The following is a 17,052-nucleotide window of genomic DNA, read 5'->3' on the forward strand; positions in this document are numbered from 1 at the left end:
GTGCTTCCATAGAGGGACGAATACATGATTAAAAAATTAGGAGTGAATGATTATGGCAACAGTAAAAGCAAGCATGGCAGGAACAGTATGGAAAATCGTCGTAACAGAGGGCGAGAAAGTGACAGCAGGTCAAGATGTAGCCATTTTAGAATCGATGAAAATGGAAATTCCAATTGCAGCAGAAGAGGATGGCGTAGTGACGAAAATCATTGCCAATGAGGGAGACTTTATTAACGTTGATGATGATATTTTAGAAATTGAATAAGAGGAGGCTTGTTTATGCAGCTACCTAAGCAAGTCGCAATCAAAGAAGTTGGTCCCCGTGATGGCTTACAAAATGAAAAAACGCATATTTCAACAGCTGATAAAGTGCAATTAGTAAATTTATTAGGTCAAACAGGATTAAATTATATTGAAGTGACATCTTTTGTGCATCCCAAATGGATTCCTCAATTGGCAGATGCAGTTGAGGTTCTGCAAGCCATTAAAAGACATAAGGATATTACCTATGCGGCACTTGTACCCAATATGCGGGGCTTAGAACGTGCATTGCAGGCTGAAGTAGATGAAGTAAGTATTTTTATGTCTGCTAGTGAAAGCCATAACCAAAGTAATATTAATAAAACCATAGAAGATACATTTCCCATATTAGAGGAAGTTGTAGTAGGAGCTCAGGCTGTAAAGAAACAGGTTCGAGGTTATATCTCAACGGTTATTGGTTGTCCTTATGAGGGATATATACACCCTGACAAGGTATTACGAGTAACGGAAAAATTATTGGAGATGGGTGTGACGGAAATATCGCTTGGTGACACAATTGGTGTTGGTGTACCGACACAGGTTGAGTTTCTTTTAGAGGAATTGCTAAAAAGGTATCCTGCTGAAAAATTTGCCATGCATTTTCATGATACACGTGGGACAGCATTAGCCAATATTATGAAATCCTTAGAGATGGGTATTACCAAGTTTGATAGTGCGCTTGGTGGGCTAGGGGGCTGCCCATATGCAAAGGGTGCCTCAGGTAATGTAGCCACAGAAGATTTATTGTATTTATTCGATGAGATGGGCATTGAAACAGGCGTAGATCGACAAAAGGTGCTAGAGGCAGCACTCTTTATTGAAGAGAAGTTAGGCAAAGCGGTTGCATCAAAGCAAATGGCTATTGTCCGCAATGAAAGGAGTGCAAATCAAGGATGACACAACTCATTCGATTTGAATTACTAGAGGGTAGTATTGGACTTATTACTCTTTCAAGACCAGAAGCTGCTAACGCTATGTCGATTCAATTACTGCATGAGCTGTCTGACACACTTGATCAAATCAATGGAGATCCAGCAGTGCGTGTAGTCCTTCTAACAGGTGCAGGCGAAAAGGCATTTTGTGCAGGTGCTGATTTAAAGGAACGTAAAGGAATGTCTGATCGACAAGTGAAGCAGATCGTGCAGCTGATTGGTGCCACTGTGGCAAAAGTTGAAACGCTTGCACAGCCTGTCATTGCTGTCCTAAATGGTGTAGCCTTTGGTGGGGGCTTAGAGCTGGCACTAGCTTGTGATTTACGAATTGCGGCTACACATGTAAAGCTTGGCTTAACAGAAACATCGCTCGGAATTATTCCAGGAGCTGGGGGAACACAGCGGCTTCCACGTCTAATTGGTCTTGGTAAAGCAAAGGAATTAATTTATACAGCACGTAGGCTGAATGCCGAAGAAGCTGAAAATTATGGCATTATTGAGTATGTTTATGAAGGACATGAGGTATTAGATAAGGCACAACAGCTTGCACTGGAAATGGCAAAAAATGCACCACTCTCTTTAGTGCAAGCCAAAGTTGCGATCAATCAAGGTGTTGAGGTAGATTTAGCTACCGGGTTAAAAATTGAATCACTTGCATATAGTGCACTGATCCCAACAGAAGACCGGTTAGAGGGCTTACTTGCCTTCCAAGAGAAGCGGGCGCCACAATATTCAGGGAAATAAAACGCAAAGAAATAACTTTGGTGTAATCGATTGGGCAAAGGGAGGAAATAAACATGAGCAATATCTCGACAGAAAATACACCACCTACAATGAAAGATAAAATTTTAGCAGGTGGATTACCAAAATATCATGACAAAAATGCACAGCAAGGCAAGCTATTTGTACGTGAGCGTCTTGAACTATTACTCGATGATGGTCTTCAATCAGAGGATGGGCTCTATGCGAACTGTTTAGCAGGGGATTTACCAGCAGATGGCGTCATCACTGGTATTGGCAAAATCCATGGTCGTACGGTTTGTGTGCTAGCTAACGATTCAACGATTAAAGCTGGTTCTTGGGGAAAACGTACAGTTGAAAAAATGATTCGCATTCAAGAAACCGCTGAAAAGTTGAATTGTCCATTACTTTATTTAGTGGATTCAGCGGGTGCGCGTATTACAGATCAGCTTGAAATGTTCCCAGGACGCCGAGGCGCAGGACGCATTTTCTACAATCAAGTCAAACTGTCAGGAAAAGTTCCGCAAATTTGTTTATTATTTGGTCCTTCCGCAGCGGGTGGTGCCTATATTCCTGCATTTTGCGATATCGTGGTGATGGTAGAAGGGAATGCTTCTATGTATTTAGGTTCTCCTCGTATGGCTGAAATGGTTATCGGTGAGAAAGTAGATTTAGAAACAATGGGTGGCGCAAAAATGCACTGTTCCGTTTCGGGTTGTGGAGATGTGCTTGTTAAATCCGAACAGGAGGCTATTACTTATGCGCGCAAATATTTAGGATACTTCCCGAATAATTATGCAGAGCGTAGCAAGGTAGAGGCTCCTAAACCACCAGCTTCATTTGATAAATCTATTGAAGAATTAATTCCTCAAAATCAAAATGTACCATTTGATATGTATAAGCTAATTGATCGTATTATTGATGAAGATTCGTTTTGTGAGGTGAAGAAATTATTTGCACCAGAATTAATTACAGGCCTTGCACGAATTAATGGACAATCCGTTGGGATCATCGCTAACCAACCACGCGTTAAGGGAGGCGTGCTATTCCATGATTCTGCTGATAAAGCGGCGAAATTTATTTCACTTTGTGATGCATTCAATATCCCACTGTTATTCCTAGCAGACGTTCCAGGCTTTATGATTGGTACTCAGGTAGAAAAAGCAGGAATCATCCGTCATGGTGCTAAAATGATTTTTGCCATGAGTGAGGCCACTGTTCCTAAGCTAACGGTCATTGTGCGTAAAGCGTATGGTGCAGGATTATATGCAATGGCTGGCCCTGCGTTTGAACCAGACTGCTGTATTGCTTTATCAAATGCACAAATTGCCGTAATGGGACCAGAGGCTGCTGTCAATGCCGTCTATGCCAATAAAATTGCAGAACTTCCAAAGGAAGAGCAAGCAAGCTTCATTGCTGAGAAACGTAAAGAATATCAAGAGGAAATTGATGTGTATCGCTTAGCTTCAGAGCTTATCATTGATGATGTGATTGAGCCTAATGAGCTGCGTAAGGTACTAGAAAATCGCTTAGAACTTTATATGTCAAAATACTTATTATTCTCACAACGTAAGCATGGGGTAAATCCAGTTTAAACATACTTATTAGAAGGCTGTCTCTGCTGGTAGGAGACAGCCTTTTTGGATGATAATTTTTTCAGCTACTTGCAAGCTATAGTTGAGCATATTAAAATATGGGAAGGAATAAAAGGGAAGTGGGTGTTAAGCTTGTCTAAAAACAACATAGCGGATGTTCAAAATAATGCCAAGCTCCCATTACCATATCGGGATGTCATTGATACATATTATTTACCGCTAAAGGTTGCAGGTTGGATTTTATTTAGTATCTATTCATTTATGGCTTTTTATAAATTGGTTATTGATCGCTTAGTAGATGTAGTCGTCATTTTATTTAAGGGAGATTACTCTATAGGTGACTTAGGATTGTTTGATTATAGTAGCTGGCGATTAACTACTAATTTTATTCCCTTCGAAACGATTCTCCGTTATATAAACTACTCTCAATATTTTAATTGGGAAATTATAATCGTTAACTTACTTGGCAACTTATTAATTTTTACTCCAATGGGCTTTTTACTGCCATTACTATCGAAGAAATTCCGAAAAGCGTGGGTTATTATTTGTTTAGGCTTTATTTCTAGTCTTGCTGTCGAAACCGTACAATTTATTTTTACCGTTGGTTCTGCGGATATTGATGATTTAATTTTAAATACGATTGGTGCAAGGCTTGGTTACTTAGCCTATAAAGGTATATTGATTAGACCCAAAAAATGAGAAAAGCAGTCCAGTATGAAGGGGCTGTTTTTTTATGTTGATTAACACCATTTATTTAGTGTATATAGTAATAAATTTATTGAAAAGGGCATGTAGCTAATAAATGAATATGAAAATATTAGATAGATAAGGTTCTTTATACCTATTTTCGGAAATGATTAGTATCTCTTTAGGAGGTTAGTAGTAATTAGTGCTTGAATTTAATAGTGAAAATTCCGATAATGAGTGTACAGAAACTATTTAAATGGTATAGATAGAGTGTGAGAAAGAATGTTCATATCTATTAACTTATTCGCATATGAAGATAGAAGGGTGAGGTGAAAACTATGAAAATATCAAATTTAATGGAACAAGAAAGAATTTCATCCCAGCATAATCGTAAAAAAATACTTCAGCGTAAAGAGGCAGGAGATGCCTATAGAAAAAATGCGATGTATTTTCAGCCAAAGAAAAATCCATTATTGATTGAACTTGAAAATTTATTATTAGGGCGTACTGACCAAGATTTGTATGACCAGCAGCAAGAAGAGTCAAAAGAAGTAACTCCTCAGCAGAAAGCCATAATGGAAGGTTTACAGCAAACAGAAAAGAATGTAAGGGCCCATGAGCAAAGCTATAAAGTAGGAATGAATGATAACGCTGATCTCTCGCATATATCCGATTCAGAACTAGGTAACACAATGCACATTTTAGAGCAGGTACGTAATGCAGCATTGTCATCAGCAGAGCCTTCTACTCAAGATTTACGTGTGGCGCAAAGCATTGATGCTCAAATACAGCATATGTTAAATAATTCAAATTTTGATGAGGTTGCCACAAATGAAAGTGAACCATCTTTTGTGCGTGACATCATTGAAGTGAAGGTTCCTGAACGTTACTCGAAGGAATTGAAATTGGACCCATTTGCAGATACAATTTTCGGTAAGAACTATGAGACTGCATTCAAGTTAAGAGCATTTAAACAGGTATCAGAAAGATATGCGGCTCACGTTCAAATGGCGAAAAATGGCTATCGTCCAGACAAAGATTCTATGTTCTCTTTGATAGCCTGATGCTGTAGATAGGAGATTGTTGACATGGCAAAGGCAAAGCATGCGAAAACGAATGCGATTCGTTTATTAGAACAACAAAAAATTCATTTTGATGTGATGGAATATGAAACAGGGGACGGTCAAGTAGATGGTGTTTCTGTAGCTGAGAAGATAGGACAGCCTGTTGCTCGGGTATTTAAAACATTAGTAGCAAAAGCAAGTGCCCAAAAGTTATTTGTATTTGTTATTCCAGTAGCTGATGAGCTTGACTTAAAAGCAGCCGCGAAGGTAGTTGGGGAAAAGAAAATTGAAATGTTAGCGGTAAAAGATCTACTTAGCCATACTGGTTATGTTCGTGGTGGATGTTCACCAGTAGGGATGAAGAAGTTATATCCAACGGTCATCGATGCATCTGCTCAAGAACAAGGTAGTATAATCGTTAGTGCAGGGAAAATTGGTATGCAAATTCATGTACAATTAGAAGATCTGAAGAATATAACAAAGGCACAACTTGCCTCAATTACAACTACCCATGAGTGAGAGAATGGGTAGTTTTTTTACGCGGTAAGATAAACGGTTTAGTTCAAGCACTATAGCTTAATTTTGGTTGAAAGTATGATACAGTAATAGCAATATTATTCATAGAGAGAAGGATAAGGAATGCGTAGAATAATGGGGTGGCGTTGGACCTTTTTTATTGGTGGCTTAGTGGTGATGTCACTTGGCATCACGATGTCGATAAAGGGGAAAATTGTTGGCACAAGCCCATGGGATGTTTTACATGTAGGTCTATTTCAAAATTTTGGGTTAAGTATTGGCACATGGTCTATTGTAACAGGACTCTTTATAGTTGCTTCAACATCCATTGTTTTGCGTCAATGGCCAAAGATAGGTACTTGGCTCAATATGCTGTTAATTGGCTCGTTCATTGATGTATTTAACTGGATGTTGCCCTCAACGGATGTATTTGGCTTACAAATTACATATTTTATTATTGGCTTATTTGTTTTGAGCTTTGGCTGTGGAATGTATATCGCACCGAATATGGGCGCAGGACCGAGGGATACCTTAATGATGATACTTGTCGAAAAGTTTGGTGGATCTATTAAAACAGCAAGAATGGGAATTGAAGTACTTGTAACCATTATTGGCTGGCTTCTAGGAGGACCAGTTGGAGTAGGGACGGTATTGATTGCCTTAACTTCAGGCTATATTGTGCAATATTCATTACCGTATTGTCGTAAAATATTGATGAAATGTATTGGAAATATGGAGGGCATGAAGCCATTCTATTAAACCATGAAGCTACTTAGATCTGTAAAGGATAGAAGTAGCTTCTCATTTTTTTTAGGGTTCTTTCATATAATGCATGGCATAAGCTAAAGGAGGAACGACATTTGAACGGAAATGTAACGTATTATTTTGGACACGCATTGACTGGCCAAGGTGTGAAGCATTTATATAAAGAAATGATGGAAGAGGCGTCTCTCGTTTATTTTTTGCAAGGGCCTGCCACATTTAAAGGTTCAGAACTGTTAAAAGAACTAGGATACTTCTATGTGAAACAGGGCTTTGCTGTCGAGTGGTTTAAGCATGCTTTATTAGAGGAGGTTGTTGAGGCCGTTTATATAAAAGGCTGTAACAGACTTTTTGTATGGGCATCTGAGTGGAATATCGAGCCAACTTTACTCGGTACAAAGCATCGTGTCATGTCTTTCTATGAATGCTTAGAAGACATACAGCTTAAAAAGGTTGGAGAACAGCTTGCAGAGGCGATGCAAGAGCGTGCAACATGGCGTGAAAAATGCATAGCGAAACTGGATCGAGCAATCAAGCTACATGATGACTGGGAGGTTGTCACACAAAGCTGTATGAACTGGCAGGCATTAAATGAACAGGTGGAAAATTTAAAGTCGGAAGTGTTCCAATCTATTATTCTGAATAAAACAGGTATGCGGACACATCGTTTACTGGGAACGCTAACTCCTAGAGGTGCGGAAAATACAGTGGATAGTATCACCAAAAGTATCACGACTCGCTTCATGATTAAAGGTAAGCCAGGTACAGGCAAATCTTCACTAATGAAAAGCTTAGCCGATGAAGCAAATGCAAGAGGGCTTGATGCACAAATTGTTTGGTGTGGCTTAGATGCGGGATCTGTAGATATGGTCATTATCCCAGAGCTTAATTTCTGTATTTTTGATAGCACAGAGCCTCATATCTTTGATCCAGAGGATGGTAGGTTAGGGGATAAGATATTTGATATTGGTCAACATTGTGCGCTGTCAGAGGAAGCAGAAACGGCGATCGAGGCAGTGCGAGCACAATACAAAGAAGCTATACAGGATGCGATGGGCCATTCCAAACGATATGCAGAAGCTGAATATACCGTTCGTCGTTTATTAGATAATTGTCTATCGGCTTCTTTATGGCGCGAAAAAACAGCGCCACTATTCGAAAGATTAACAAAGTAATGTAGCTAATGGCTTGCATGTGCTAAACTAGGAGCGAGAACAGTTTTCCTAGGAAAGGATGATACGCTTGTCAAAAGTATTGAATGCATTTTTAGATGAAAACCTACAAGCCCTACATGAACAAGGCTTATACAATGAAATCGATCCAGTAGAGGGAGCAAATGGCCCAATTATTCAGGTCCGTGGCAAAAATCTTGTTAACTTATCCTCTAACAACTATCTTGGTTTAGCAACAAATGAAGAATTAAAGCGTATTGCCAAAGAGACAATTGATAAATACGGTGTTGGAGCAGGTGCTGTTCGTACAATCAACGGGACACTTGACTTGCACGTAAAATTAGAAGAAAAGCTTGCTGAATTTAAAGGAACAGAAGCGGCTATTTCTTATCAATCTGGATTTAATTGTAATATGGCAGCTATTTCAGCTGTAATGGATAAAAATGATGCCATTCTATCAGATCAATTAAACCATGCATCTATTATTGATGGATGTCGCTTATCGAAGGCAAAAATCATCGCGTTTAATCACTCTGATATGGGAGATTTACGTGCAAAGGCAAAAGCGGCAAAGGAATCAGGTTTATACAATAAAATCATGGTTATCACAGATGGTGTCTTCTCAATGGATGGTGATATTGCTAAATTACCTGAAATTGTGGAAATAGCTAAAGAGTTTGATTTAATCACGTATGTGGATGATGCACATGGTTCGGGTGTAACAGGTAAAGGAAAAGGAACTGTGAAGCATTTTGGATTAGAAAAAGAAATTGATTTCCAAATTGGTACATTATCAAAAGCCATTGGTGTAGTAGGTGGCTATGTAGCAGGTAAGAAAAATTTAATTGATTGGCTAAAAGTTCGCTCACGCCCATTTCTATTCTCAACAGCATTACCACCAGGTGATGTAGCCGCTATTACAGCAGCCGTGCAAATGCTGATTGATTCAACAGAGCTACACGATAAACTGTGGGATAATGGTAATTATTTAAAAGCGGGGCTTGAGAAGCTTGGCTTTAATATTGGTGCGTCTGAGACACCAATTACACCATGCATCATTGGGGATGAAAAATTAACACAGGAATTTTCAAAACGTTTATTTGAAGAAGGCGTTTATGCAAAATCAATTGTCTTCCCAACAGTTCCAAAAGGTACAGGACGCGTTCGAAATATGCCAACAGCAGCACATACAAAAGAAATGCTTGATGATGCAATTGCGATTTACGAGAAGGTTGGTCGTGAATTAGGCGTTATTCAATAAGAAAAAGGCTTCCTCATGGATGGGGAAGCCTTTTTTGCATGATAGAAAGAAAAAAGTGAAGGATAGAATCAAAAAAGTGACCGATAGAAGCCTAAATCTAATGGATAGCGATCTAAAAATAGGTAATCTCTTTATTTTGCCCCAATTATTTTGCCTGCCTTGAGCTGTTGAATAGCTTGATCAGAAATATTTAATGCCTGTAAAACTTCTTCATTATGTTGTCCTAATGTAGGTGCTGCACTTGTTAGTTGTCCAGGTGTTTGTGAAAACTTTGCTGGGAATCCCAATGTTCTCATTGGTCCGGCAGTAGGGTGTTCATAGGACAGTACCATGCCACGCTCTAGTATATGGGGGTCATTTAATGTTTGGTCATAAGAATAGATTGGACTAGATGGTACACCGTGCTTATCCAACAGTTCGAGCCAGTAGATAGCCTTATGCTTGATTAGCTCGCTTTCAATTTCTGCTTCTAGCTCCCTCACATGTTGGGCACGTGAATAGTTGGTAGTAAAGAGAGGATTGTCTAACCAATCAGGTCGATTGACAACCTTTACCGCAAAAATCTCCCATAGCTTTTGATTGCCAGCACCTACTAGAATATAGTCATCCTGTGTTTTGAAACCTTGATAGGGCGCAGACACACGATGGGCGGTTCCTGTTCGATCAGGTAACTCACCCCTTCCGAAGTAAGCAGCGGCCTCCCAAACAGTCCACGCAAGACCTGACTCTACTAAGGACACATCAATATATTGACCTTCACCACTACGAAGCTTATAAATATAGGCCATTAAAATCGATTGTAAGGCTGTTTGTGCAGCAGCAATATCATTCACCGCAAAGCCAACTTTTACAGGTCGTCCATCTGCTTCACCTGTCATATGCATTAAGCCACTCAGACCCTGAGCCATAATATCATAGCCACCCTTTTGACTATAAGGACCTGTTTGACCATAACCGGAAATAGAGCAGTAAATTAGGCCAGGATTGATGGCTTTTAATGTATCATAATCAATACCAAGCTTTTTCGTGACACCTGGTCGATAATTTTCCACAAGTACATCAACAGATTGGATCAATTCTTTAAATAAAGCCAGTCCCTCAGTCGTTTTTAAATTGATGCAGACACCCTTTTTATTACGATTAACCATCATATACATATGACTTTCTTCATTAACGAATGGACCCATTGTACGGGTATCGTCTCCATTTGGGTATTTTTCAATTTTGATAACTTCTGCACCCATATCTGCTAATACCATGGTGCAATAAGGACCTGCTAAGACTTGTGATAAATCGATAACCTTTAATCCTTGTAATGCTTGTTTCATTTAACCTCAGTCCCATCCTGTTTGACTAATGTGATATTACGTAATCCTTTGACAGAGGTGGAACCTGCTAATGCGATGGAAACCTTTAATTCATCATAAAGATTGGTCATCACCTTTTCGACGCCTTGTTGTCCTTCAAGGGCTAACCCATAGACGAAAGGACGTCCAATTGCAATGGCATCTGCTCCTAAAGCAAGTGCTTTTAAGGCATCCATACCACGATACACACCACTATCTAATATAATAGGAATTTGTCCATTCACAACTTTCGCAATAGCAGGAAGGGCATCAAGTGAACCAATTACGCCATCTAATTGACGGCCACCATGGTTTGATACAATAATGCCATCAATACCATTGTCGATAGCAAGCTTTGCATCTTCAGGATGTAGAATTCCCTTCAATAAAATAGGAAGGTTAGTACGTTTTTTTAACGCTCGAACATGCTCCCAATTAAGCGTTGGGTGGAAGACATTTTGCAAGACACCTTGTACATAGGACTCGAATGAATCATCAGGTAAAGCGGCTGTAAAAACAGGATCATTCATATAATTACCTCTTGCATAGCCTAGCTTCAATGGTGAAAATTGATTGCGTACATCTTCTTCACGCCAGCCAAGCATTACGGTATCGACAGTTAAAACGATCGCTTCAAATCCAGCTTTCTCCGCACGTGCAGCCATACTAAAAGCAATTTCTTCATTAGTAGACCAATATAATTGAAACCATTTTGTTGCGGAAGGGGCAGCCTGAGCAACTTCTTCAAGAGCAAAAGTGGAAACAGTGCTTTGTATATAAGGGATATTTAAAAACTGGGCAGCACGTGCAACGGCAAGCTCACCTTCATCGTGAACCATTCCATTCATGCCTACAGGAGCAAAAAGCAAAGGAGTTGGATATGTTTTACCAAACAAATGAACCGATGTATCAACGTTTGACACATCATTTAAAAATCGGGGAACAATGGAATACTTCTCAAAAGCTGCACGATTATTGCGCAGTGTTTGTTCACCGCCAGCACCTGAACGGATGTAGCCAAAAGGGCCAGCTTCGATTTTTTTCGCTACGGCCTTTTCTAAATCTGCAAAGCAAATGGGAAAGGGGGCTTGTGCAGTGATATTTTTTAAGAGTAGATCGCCATCAGTTATGTTTGTCATCATTACTACCTCACTTATTTATTGAAAATAGGCTTTCTTTTATTTAAAAAGGCTTGTATACCTTCGTTATAATCGTCTGAACTAAATGAATCCAAAACTAACTGTGCCAGCTCATCGTTTTCTTCATTTTCACCATCAACAATTGCTTGGATAATTTTTTTGATGCCTGCGTTTGCAATGGATGATTTACTTAATAAATGTTCAGCGAATTGCAATGTCGCCTCATTAATATCCTCTGGTTCGTGGAGGGCCGTGATTAAACCAATATTTTTTCCTTCTTTAGCTGTAAAAATAGTAGCTGTGTACAAAATTTCCTTTGCCTTAGCGACACCAACAATATTGATGAGACGTTTCGTGCTTTCTAAATTATAGACAATACCTATGTTTGCAGCGGTGATGCCTAGCTTACTCTTAGGTGTTGCTATTCTAAAATCACAAGCGTTTGCTAACTCTAAGCCACCACCAATTGCTAAGCCCTGAATCATAGCAATTGTCGGGTGCGGAAATTTATAGAGAGCATCGATCGCCTTTAGAGCCAATTCATTATAGGCTTTGGCATTGTCTGTAGCATAACGAACATCTAAAAATTCGCTAATATCTGCCCCAGATGAAAAGGCTACTTCATTGACACCGCGAACAATTAAAAGTTTGATGGAAGAATCTACACGGAGTAGCTCTAGTTGGTCTACTATGGCTTGAAACATTGCCCTTGATAAAGAATTTCGTTTATCTGGGCGGTTTAATACTAACGTTGCAATATAGCCATTTTTCTCTACATAAATTTCCTTTGTCATCTTCATTCTCCTCTTAATCTTTTTTCAACTTCGCGGCGAAGCGGTTACCAATGGATTGAATGCTCTGTACAAGGATGATTAAGATAAAGACAGTTGCATACATCACATCAACCTCATAGCGTAAATGACCATAACGATAGGCAAGGTCACCTAAACCACCAGCACCAACCATTCCTGCCATTGCTGTTGCACCAATTAATCCTATTGTGGCAATTGTTAAGCCTAAAATAATAGATGGTCGAGCTTCACGTAATAGGACATGCCAAATGATATGGCGACGTTTAATACCCATGGCTGTGTAGGCTTCTACCACTCCTGAATCCACTTCTAAAAGCGCAGATTCCATCAGTCGTGCAATATAAGGAGCTGTGTAAACAACTAGCGGAACGATTACACCTTTAACACCAATTGTTGTACCTACAATTAACTTAGTAAAAGGTAAGATGAAGAATAATAAAATGATAAATGGAACAGAGCGAACAATATTGATAAATAGATTAAAAAACTGATAGAAAAATTTATTTTCAAAGGATTGTCCTGGTCGTGTTAAAACGATTAATAGCCCTAATGGAATGCCAATCAGAATGGAGAACAATAATGAAATTCCGACCATTTGAAATGTTTCGATAATTGCTTTGCCAATAACATCTGACCAATCTGTAAAGAAACTTTGGATACTACTCATTGAACGCACCTCCTAATTCTTCCACTGCCACGCCATTTTCTGAAAAATACGTTAACGCTTTTTGGACAATCTGCGTCTCGCCATGTAAATGCACCACAATATTGCCGACAATACCGTTTTTTAATTCAATAATATTAGCTGTTAAAATATTTGGTTGCACATCGTATACCTTAGTGACTTCTGCTAATAATGGCTTACCAGTACTTTCACCAAGGAATGTTAAACGGATTACACTTCCTGAAACATTTAATTGCTCAATAAGAGAAGGGGATAAATTACGTTGTGAAATTGTATTCAAAAACTTTCGCGTTGTAGGGTGCTTTGGTTTTGCAAAAAGTTCAATCGCTGTGCCGAATTCTACAACTTTCCCAGATTCTAGAACAGAAACCTCATCACAAATTTTTTGAATGACATTCATTTCATGTGTAATGAGCAGAATTGTAATTCCTAATTCACGGTTAATCTTTAACAACAATTCAAGAATGGCTTCCGTTGTTTCAGGATCAAGTGCACTTGTTGCTTCGTCACTAAGTAAAATTTCTGGTTCCTGTGCTAAGGCACGCGCAATAGCCACACGCTGTTTTTGACCACCTGAAAGTTGATTGGGGTAACTGTCTAGTTTATCTGTTAAACCGACAATTTCAGCATACTTAGCTACTCGGCTTTTTACTTCCGCCTCTTTATAGCCTAGTAGCTTTAAGGGAACTGCAATATTATTGTAAACTGTTGCTGTTTTTAATAGATTAAAGTGCTGGAAGATCATCCCGATTTTTTGGCGTGTTTGACGTAATTCGTGAAGAGAAAGGGTCGTAATGTCTACATTGTCTATCACTACTTTTCCTGCTGTAGGACGTTCTAGTAGATTAACGCAACGAATGAGTGTACTTTTACCAGCACCACTATAGCCGATTACACCATGAATTTGTCCCTTTTTTACGTGAAGATTGATGCCATCCACAGCTTTTATGATGCCTTTTTTCGACTTGAATTCTTTTGAGATATTTTGTAATTGAATCATGCGATTGTATGCTCCTTTCTCTACCTTCTAAAAAGCAAGAATCTGCTCGTTTTCCTATAGAGGAATTTCGGCAGATTCTTCGGCTTATAGAAGCTTCCTGAATGTATTACCAACTAGGGATTACTGAACCTTTGAATTCCTCTTCGATGAATTGACGTACTTCATCAGATTGGTAGGCCTCAACGAACTTTTTAATTGTTGGATCATTTTCATTTTCAGCACGCACGACAATATAGTTTACGTATGGAGAATCAGTAGATTCCAATAAAATAGAGTCATCTTTAGGGTTAATGCCAGCTTCTAATGCAAAGTTTGTATTAATAGCTGCTACATCTACTTCACTAAGTTGTTTAGGAATTTGAACGGCCTCTAATTCAATGAATTTTAAATTCTTTTTGTTTTCTTCTACATCACGGATCGAGGCTGTTAAGTCTGCGCCCTCTTTTAACTTAATATAGCCAGCTTCCTGTAAAACAAAGAGGGCACGGGCTCCATTCGTTGGATCATTTGGTAAGCCAAACGTTGCTCCGTCAGGAATGTCATCAAAGGATTTATATTTTTCTGAGTAGATACCCATTGGATTTAAAATCGTTTTGCCCACTGGTACTAACTCTGTATCATGATCTTTATTAAATGTATCCAGGAAAGGCTCGTGTTGATAGCTGTTCGCATCAAGATCACCTTCAGCTAAGGATGTATTAGGTAAAACATAGTCAGAAAATGATTTTAGCTCTACTTCTAGCCCGTTTTCTTTTGCTACTTTAGCAGCTACTTCTGCAATTTGTTCGTGTGGACCAGAAGTGACGCCTACAACGATTTTCTTTTCATCAATTCCTTCAGCTTGGCTTTTACTATCTTCTTTAGAGCCACAGCCTGCTAAAGCTGCTACTAATGTTAAACTTGCTAAACCTACTAAAAATTTATTTTTCTTTTTCATGAAAATACCTCCAAGATTGTTTTTATCGGTTTTTTGAAAATAAAAAAACTCTCTTACAAATTAAGAGAGGCTCATGAAAAGATGTCCTCTCTTATCTATCAAACGAAGATCGTTTGCAGGATTTAGCACCTTCCTTTAAAAAGGAGGTTGCCGAGCTTCATAGGGCCAGTCCCTCAGCTACTCTTGATAAGAGATTTATAATATTTTTTTGTAATTCCGATAGAACTAATATAATTTATAGGGTATAGTAAGTCAATAAATAATTTTTAAATTTTTTATATAATTATAATATTTCGACACAAAAGAGGGATAACAATGTCTGTAAGAGTTAATTATGGTATAGGTTCATTTGGTAAGGTTATTAGTGCTCGTTTTCTAACGGGAACAGATATCATTGAAGGGATTGAAGCGCTTTGCGAAGAGAATAATATAGAGTCAGCAACAATTGTAAGCTGTATTGGCAGCTTTCAAAAAAGTAGCTTTGTTTATTTAGTGCCAGATGCAACAGCTCAAATTCATGTTCGTTTTAGTAATGTGATTGAAAAAGAGGGACCACTAGAATTTATTCAAGGTTCAGGTGTGGTGTGTAAGCGAGATGGTGGATATGAGACACATTTCCATGGTTCTATGAGTGATCAATGTGGTGTAGTATCGGGTGGGCATTTAATAAAAGGGGGAAATCCTGTTATAACTGCTGACATCGTGTTGGCAGAGGTACAAGGTATTCAACATATTCGAAAATGGGATGATGAAACAGGTCATGTTCAATTTTATCCATTAGAAGATGGTTTAGGGCAACCAAGGAAAATTGAAAAATAGTAATAATCCTGTAGCTAGAGATAGCTACAGGATAAGGCACATTATCTATTAAACAATTGTAATTGCTCGATTCTATGGATTGCTTCACGTAAGCGCTCCTCACTAACTAGCAACCCTACGCGCACATAGCCTTCACCATATTGACCGAAGCCATTACCTGCTGCTACAGCGATATCAGCTTTTTCGAGCAATAGATCAGCAAACTGTTCACTTGTATAGCCTAGTGGTACAGGGAGCCATGCGAAGAAGGAGCCTTTTGGAGCCGTAACATGCCAGCCAATTCTTCTAGCTTCTTCAATGAGTACATTTCGGCGACGCTCATAAGTAGCTCGTAGTTCATCCGCACATTGCTGGGAAGCTGTCAGTGCTACTGCTGCAGCTTGTTGAATGGCAGGGAACTGACTACAAAACAGATGATCCTGAATAAGATTAATAGCAGCAATAATCTCGGCATTCCCTACAGCGAAGCCTATACGCCAGCCAGCCATATTATAGGTTTTCGATAATGTATACATTTCAACTCCTACTTCTTTTGCACCATTTGCTTGAAGGAAGCTAACTGGTTTATTACCGTCAAATCCTATTGCCCCATAAGCAAAATCATGTGATACGATAATATTGTGTTCCTTCGCAAAGCGAACGGTCTCTTCAAAAAACGCAAGTGATGCTGTACCACCTGTAGGGTTGTTTGGGTAATTTAAGTAAAGAAGCTTTGCCTTTTCTTTCACTTCATCAGGTAATGCATGATAATCAGGTAAGAAATCATTTTCAGCAAAAAGGGGCATTACTTCAAAATTGACGTCTCCTAGTACGACACCTGATAGGTAATCTGGATAGCCAGGGTCTGGTAAGAGCATCGTGTCACCAGGGTTTAACACAGCTAAAGGTAGCTCTACTAGACCAATTTTTGTTCCACCAAGAATCGCTACCTCTGTATCAGGATCTAGTTCTACCTGATATTCACGTTGATAAAAGTCGGCCGCCGCTTGGCGTAATTCAGCGAGACCTCTAAATGGTGAATATTTGTGGTTTTGAGGATTTTCAGCCGCTTCCTGTAATGCTTGAATGATGTGAGTAGGCGTTGGCTGATCGGGATTTCCTTGCCCAAGGTTAATGACATCACGCCCTTCTTCTAGGGCCAAGTTTACTTTTTGAACGAGTGCTGCAAAAAATTGAGTGGGTAGTTGCTGTAGTTTTTTAGAGAATTCCATGCATAATCACCTTTTTCAGAATATAATAATTATTATTGAAGAATATGAAGCAAATAGTATTACTTTTTCTGTT

General features: G+C 39.0%; 18 protein-coding genes and 1 riboswitch. Of the genes, 11 read left to right on the top strand and 7 right to left on the bottom strand.

The features are described from left to right. The first annotated feature begins 52 nt into the window (after positions 1-52). From NY607_RS12020 to NY607_RS12065, 10 genes are all read left to right on the top strand, one after another. Positions 53-265, top strand: coding sequence for an acetyl-CoA carboxylase biotin carboxyl carrier protein subunit (locus tag NY607_RS12020; protein WP_004225532.1), 213 nt, complete (start codon positions 53-55; stop codon positions 263-265). A 14-nt stretch (positions 266-279) separates the two neighbouring features. After that, complete coding sequence (locus NY607_RS12025) at positions 280-1,197, top strand: hydroxymethylglutaryl-CoA lyase (protein WP_131520721.1); 918 nt, start codon at positions 280-282, stop codon at positions 1,195-1,197. Then, complete coding sequence (locus tag NY607_RS12030) at positions 1,194-1,976, top strand: enoyl-CoA hydratase (RefSeq protein ID WP_259419752.1); 783 nt, start codon at positions 1,194-1,196, stop codon at positions 1,974-1,976. Before NY607_RS12025 ends, NY607_RS12030 begins: the two co-directional genes overlap by 4 nt. Before the next feature lie 53 nt (positions 1,977-2,029). After that, positions 2,030-3,568, top strand: a complete 1,539-nt coding sequence (locus tag NY607_RS12035) for an acyl-CoA carboxylase subunit beta (protein ID WP_004225528.1) — start codon at positions 2,030-2,032, stop codon at positions 3,566-3,568. Positions 3,569-3,613: 45 nt separating this feature from the next. After that, positions 3,614-4,267, top strand: a complete 654-nt coding sequence (locus tag NY607_RS12040; RefSeq protein ID WP_259419753.1) for a VanZ family protein — start codon at positions 3,614-3,616, stop codon at positions 4,265-4,267. Between the two features lie 326 nt (positions 4,268-4,593). Continuing rightward, positions 4,594-5,319, top strand: a complete 726-nt coding sequence (locus NY607_RS12045) for a hypothetical protein (protein WP_237899204.1) — start codon at positions 4,594-4,596, stop codon at positions 5,317-5,319. Positions 5,320-5,343: 24 nt separating this feature from the next. Then, entirely contained in the window at positions 5,344-5,838 is a 495-nt protein-coding gene (ybaK, locus tag NY607_RS12050) for a Cys-tRNA(Pro) deacylase (protein WP_131520726.1), read from the top strand. Between the two features lie 120 nt (positions 5,839-5,958). Then, the gene (locus tag NY607_RS12055) at positions 5,959-6,594 is read left to right on the top strand and encodes a YczE/YyaS/YitT family protein (RefSeq protein WP_131520727.1); all 636 of its coding nucleotides are present in this window, start codon (positions 5,959-5,961) and stop codon (positions 6,592-6,594) included. Positions 6,595-6,695: 101 nt separating this feature from the next. Beyond that, positions 6,696-7,772, top strand: coding sequence for a nucleotide kinase (locus tag NY607_RS12060; protein WP_131520728.1), 1,077 nt, complete (start codon positions 6,696-6,698; stop codon positions 7,770-7,772). A 58-nt stretch (positions 7,773-7,830) separates the two neighbouring features. After that, complete coding sequence (locus NY607_RS12065) at positions 7,831-9,030, top strand: glycine C-acetyltransferase (RefSeq protein ID WP_193767354.1); 1,200 nt, start codon at positions 7,831-7,833, stop codon at positions 9,028-9,030. A 131-nt stretch (positions 9,031-9,161) separates the two neighbouring features. Here NY607_RS12065 and NY607_RS12070 read toward each other — a convergent pair whose 3' ends face one another. From NY607_RS12070 to NY607_RS12095, 6 genes are all read right to left on the bottom strand, one after another. Next, positions 9,162-10,358, bottom strand: coding sequence for a CaiB/BaiF CoA transferase family protein (locus NY607_RS12070; protein ID WP_131520730.1), 1,197 nt, complete (start codon positions 10,356-10,358; stop codon positions 9,162-9,164). Further along, on the bottom strand, positions 10,355-11,515 hold the full coding sequence (locus NY607_RS12075; RefSeq protein WP_131520731.1) for an alpha-hydroxy acid oxidase: 1,161 nt from the start codon (positions 11,513-11,515) through the stop codon (positions 10,355-10,357). Before NY607_RS12075 ends, NY607_RS12070 begins: the two co-directional genes overlap by 4 nt. A gap of 14 nt (positions 11,516-11,529) precedes the next feature. Next, the gene (locus tag NY607_RS12080) at positions 11,530-12,309 is read right to left on the bottom strand and encodes an enoyl-CoA hydratase/isomerase family protein (protein ID WP_131520732.1); all 780 of its coding nucleotides are present in this window, start codon (positions 12,307-12,309) and stop codon (positions 11,530-11,532) included. Positions 12,310-12,322: 13 nt separating this feature from the next. Beyond that, the gene (locus NY607_RS12085; protein WP_004225517.1) at positions 12,323-12,994 is read right to left on the bottom strand and encodes a methionine ABC transporter permease; all 672 of its coding nucleotides are present in this window, start codon (positions 12,992-12,994) and stop codon (positions 12,323-12,325) included. Further along, positions 12,987-14,012: a methionine ABC transporter ATP-binding protein gene (locus NY607_RS12090; protein WP_131520733.1), complete on the bottom strand. Its 1,026-nt coding sequence runs from the start codon at positions 14,010-14,012 to the stop codon at positions 12,987-12,989. The genes NY607_RS12085 and NY607_RS12090 overlap by 8 nt, the downstream gene beginning before the upstream one ends. A 106-nt stretch (positions 14,013-14,118) precedes the next feature. Continuing rightward, positions 14,119-14,949: a MetQ/NlpA family ABC transporter substrate-binding protein gene (locus tag NY607_RS12095; RefSeq protein ID WP_259419754.1), complete on the bottom strand. Its 831-nt coding sequence runs from the start codon at positions 14,947-14,949 to the stop codon at positions 14,119-14,121. Positions 14,950-15,037: 88 nt separating this feature from the next. Next, a riboswitch (SAM riboswitch) is annotated at positions 15,038-15,142 on the bottom strand. 122 nt (positions 15,143-15,264) lie between these two features. Between NY607_RS12095 and NY607_RS12100 the strand changes: the two genes are divergently transcribed. Next, positions 15,265-15,768: a PPC domain-containing DNA-binding protein gene (locus NY607_RS12100; protein ID WP_131520735.1), complete on the top strand. Its 504-nt coding sequence runs from the start codon at positions 15,265-15,267 to the stop codon at positions 15,766-15,768. A 41-nt stretch (positions 15,769-15,809) separates the two neighbouring features. Here NY607_RS12100 and NY607_RS12105 read toward each other — a convergent pair whose 3' ends face one another. Continuing rightward, a complete protein-coding gene (locus NY607_RS12105; protein ID WP_131520736.1) occupies positions 15,810-16,979 on the bottom strand; it encodes a pyridoxal phosphate-dependent aminotransferase in 1,170 nt (389 codons plus the stop codon). Positions 16,980-17,052: the final 73 nt, after the last annotated feature.

Source organism: Lysinibacillus sp. A4, from assembly GCF_024919535.1.
GTDB classification, from domain to species: Bacteria; Bacillota; Bacilli; order Bacillales_A; family Planococcaceae; genus Lysinibacillus; species Lysinibacillus capsici.